Source organism: Methylobacterium sp. WL103 (genome assembly GCF_008039885.1).
Lineage (GTDB): Bacteria > Pseudomonadota > Alphaproteobacteria > Rhizobiales > Beijerinckiaceae > Methylobacterium > Methylobacterium cerastii.
The window spans coordinates 1-3,250 of sequence record NZ_VRUX01000489.1; the positions used below are offsets into that span (position 1 = coordinate 1).

At 70.6% G+C, this 3,250-nt stretch carries 4 protein-coding genes; 1 reads left to right on the plus strand and 3 read right to left on the minus strand.

Going from position 1 to position 3,250, the window contains the following annotated elements; translation table 11 throughout:
* The 3 genes from FV222_RS21010 to mdcA all read right to left on the minus strand — a co-directional run.
* On the minus strand, positions 1 to 452 hold a 452-nt coding region (locus FV222_RS21010; protein ID WP_147815558.1), incomplete at its 3' end, for a biotin-independent malonate decarboxylase subunit beta.
* A complete protein-coding gene (gene mdcC / locus FV222_RS21015; RefSeq protein WP_147751568.1) occupies positions 449 to 763 on the minus strand; it encodes a malonate decarboxylase acyl carrier protein in 315 nt (104 codons plus the stop codon). The genes FV222_RS21010 and mdcC, both read right to left, overlap by 4 nt.
* Positions 764 to 949: 186 nt before the next feature.
* A complete protein-coding gene (gene mdcA, locus FV222_RS21025; protein ID WP_147763804.1) occupies positions 950 to 2,596 on the minus strand; it encodes a malonate decarboxylase subunit alpha in 1,647 nt (548 codons plus the stop codon).
* A 270-nt stretch (positions 2,597 to 2,866) separates the two neighbouring features.
* On the opposite strand from mdcA, the gene madL reads away from it, so the two are divergent.
* The coding region (gene madL, locus FV222_RS21030; protein ID WP_147815559.1) for a malonate transporter subunit MadL at positions 2,867 to 3,250 on the plus strand (384 nt) is incomplete at its 3' end.

The following is a 3,250-nucleotide window of genomic DNA, read 5'->3' on the forward strand; positions in this document are numbered from 1 at the left end:
CCGCCGAAGCAGCCGGCGCGTCCGCCGACCAGCCCGACCACCGGGATGCCGATCCGGCGCAGGTCGGCGATGGCGCGCATGGTCTCGGCGATGGCGGTCTCGCCCGCGTTGGCCTCCTGCAGGCGGACGCCGCCTGTGTCGAACAGGATCAGGACGGCGTCCGGCGTCTCGGTGAGCGCGGCGCGTAAAAGGCCGACGAGCTTGGCCCCATGCACCTCGCCGAAGGCGCCGCCCATGAAGCGGCCTTCCTGCGCGGCGAGGTAGACCGCGCGGCCGTCGAGCCTGCCCCGGCCGACCACGATCCCGTCGTCGAAGGCGCGGGGCAGATCGAACAGCGGCAGGTGCGGGCTCATCGCGCGCTGCTCGGGCCCGACGAATTCCTCGAAGCTGTCCGCGTCGAGGAGCGCCGCGACGCGCTGCCGGGCGCTGGCCTCGTACCAGCTCAAGCTCATCGGCCGCCCTCCATCAGGCGGGCGCCCTGCGCCAGCCGCAGCGACACGGTGTCGGGCCGGGCGCCGCCGTCGTTGATCGCGATGCGCAAGCCGCCGGGCTGGGTCCGCGCCACGAAGTCGGCGGCCACCGCCTCCCAGACGTCGCCGTAGCCGACGACCGGGGTCGCGATCTCGATGGTGCACTGGTCTGCCGGCAGCACGCGCTCCAGCAGCACCTCCAGGTTGCCCGACGCCACCACCCCGGTGATCGCCTGCGCCTTGGTGCCCGCGAGCGGCTTTTGCGTGGTGTGGCGGAAGGTCATCGTTTCCATGGGAACGCGTCCTTATGTTCGCAGCGCCATCCGGCCCGATCGCGGGTCCCCTCTCCCGTTCGGGAGAGGGACAGGGTGAGGGGCGAAGTCTTTCCGGAGAGGTCGCACCCCTCACCCCAACCCCCACCCGAACTGGAGAGGGGGCCGCGTGGCGTGTCCCACGCCTTCTCCGTCAACGGACCCATCTCACCAGTTCCGGAACCGGGCGGGCGGCTCGTACAGGCCGCCCGACCAGTGCACGAGATCCTTGATCGAGCGCGCCGCGAGCAGGGAGCGGTCGGCGTCGAGGGGCTCGATCCCGAGATCCTCCGGGCGGCGGACGATGCCGCGGGCGCGCAAGGCTTCGACCTTCGCCCTGTCGCGGCCGCGGCCGACCTCGGTGTAGCCGGCCACCCCGCGGATCGCCTGCTCGCGCTCGTCCGCGTCGCGGCAGAGCAGGAGGTTGGCGATGCCCTCCTCGGTGACGATGTGGGTGACGTCGTCGGCGTAGACCATCACCGGCGCCAGTTCGAGACCGATCTTCTTCGCCAGCTCCAGGGCGTCGAGGTGCTCGACGAAGGCGGGCACGAGCCCGTCGCCGAAGGTCTCGACGAGCTGGACCACGAGCTTGCGCCCGCGCCTCAAGGCCGGGTCGCCGGTGCCGCCGGCCTCGCGCCCGGCCTTCATCCAGGTGTCGGACGGGTGGCGGCGGCCATGCGGGTCCGAGCCCATGTTCGGCGCGCCGCCGAAGCCCGCGACGCGGTTCGTCGTGACGGTCGAGGAATGGCCCTGAAGGTCGATCTGCAGGGTCGAGCCGATGAACAGGTCGCAGGCGTAGAGTCCGGCCGTCTGGCAGAAGGCGCGGTTCGAGCGCAAGGACCCGTCGGCGCCGGTGAAGAAGATGTCCGGCCGCGCGGCGATGTAGCGGTCCATGCCGACTTCCGAGCCGAAGCAGTGCACCTGCTCGACGAAGCCGGACTCGATCGCCGGGATCAGCGTCGGGTGCGGGTTCAGCGCCCAGTTGGTGGCGATCTTGCCCTTCAGCCCGAGTTTTTCGGCGAACGTCGGCAGCAGCAACTCGATCGCCGCGGTGCCGAAGCCGATGCCGTGGTTGAGCCGGCGGATGCCGTACTCGGCGTAGATGCCCTTGATGGCCATCATCGCCATCAGGATCTGCGTCTCGGTCACGGCCGCCGGGTCGCGGGTGAACAGCGGCTCGACGTAGAACGGCTTGTCCGCCTCGACCACGAAGTCGATCCGGTCGCCGGGGATGTCGACGCGGGGCACCGTGTCGACGATCTGGTTCACCTGCGCGATCACCACGCCGTTCTTGAAGGCGGTGGCCTCCACCACCGTCGGCGTGTCCTCGGTGTTGGGGCCGGTATAGAGGTTGCCGGCCCGGTCGGCCGAGACGCCGGCGATGAGCGCCACGTTCGGCGTGAGGTCGATGAAGTAGCGCGCGAACAGCTCCAGGTAGGTGTGCACCGCCCCGAGCTCGATCTGCCCGCCGTAGAGCATCTTGGCGATGCGCGCGCCTTGCGGGCCGGAATAGGAATAGTCGAGCCGCCGGGCGATGCCGGTCTCGAACACGTCGAGGTGCTCGGGCAGCACGATGCCCGATTGGACCATGTGCAGGTCGTGGACCTTGCCCGGGTCGCAGGCGCCGAGGCCGCGCGCGAGGCAGTCGGCCTGCTTCTGGTTGTCGCCCTCCAGGCACACCCGGTCGCCGGGGCGCAGGACCGCCTCCAGCAGCTCGACCACCGCCTCGTGCCGCACGACCTTGCCGGACGCATGCGCCCGGCCGGCCGCGATCCGCTCGTCCCGCGCCGTCCTCTGCTTGCGCCAGTCGGTCATTCCGATGTCCTCGAAGCCGGTAGCCCGACGCTGCGGCTCGCATGCAAACGCGCGATCCGACATCGAACGCGTATGCGCCGACCTCGTTCGATCACGTCATCGTATCCCAGATTGCCGAACTGTCAATATTTTGCATACTGGTGGGCAACCGAGACGAATCACGAGATCGGGACGGAGACGCCGGATGCCGCAGCCCGTCGCACCGCAAAACCCCCATTCGTGGGGCTCCGACCGGCCTCCCCGGGGCTTCGAGCCGCGCGGGCCCCGGCCATGATCATCGCCGGGGTCGCCTTGCTCGCCGCCTGCACGCTGGTCGGCGTGTATCTCGGCGACCTCCTCGGGGTCGCGCTCGGGGTGAAGGCCAACGTCGGCGGCGTCGGCATCGCCATGATCCTGCTCATCGCCGCCCGCGTCTGGCTGGTGCGGACCGGCCGCCTGACCAAGAACGTCAAGTTCGGCGTCGAGTTCTGGGGCGGCATGTACATCCCGATCGTCGTCGCCATGGCGGCCCAGCAGAACGTCGTCGCCGCGGTGAGCGGCGGCCCGATCGTGATCATCGCCGCCCTCGGCTCCCTGGCGATCTGCTTCGCTGCGGTCGCGCTGCTGAGCCGCCTCGGCGGCCGCGACGCGGGGAGCCCCGAGGTCGCGCAGGGC

Coding starts and splice junctions, on each gene's coding strand:
- mdcA (WP_147763804.1), bottom strand. CDS start 2,596: ATGACCGACTGGCGCAAGCAGAGGACGGCGCGGGACGAGCGGATCGCG.
- mdcC (WP_147751568.1), bottom strand. CDS start 763: ATGGAAACGATGACCTTCCGCCACACCACGCAAAAGCCGCTCGCGGGC.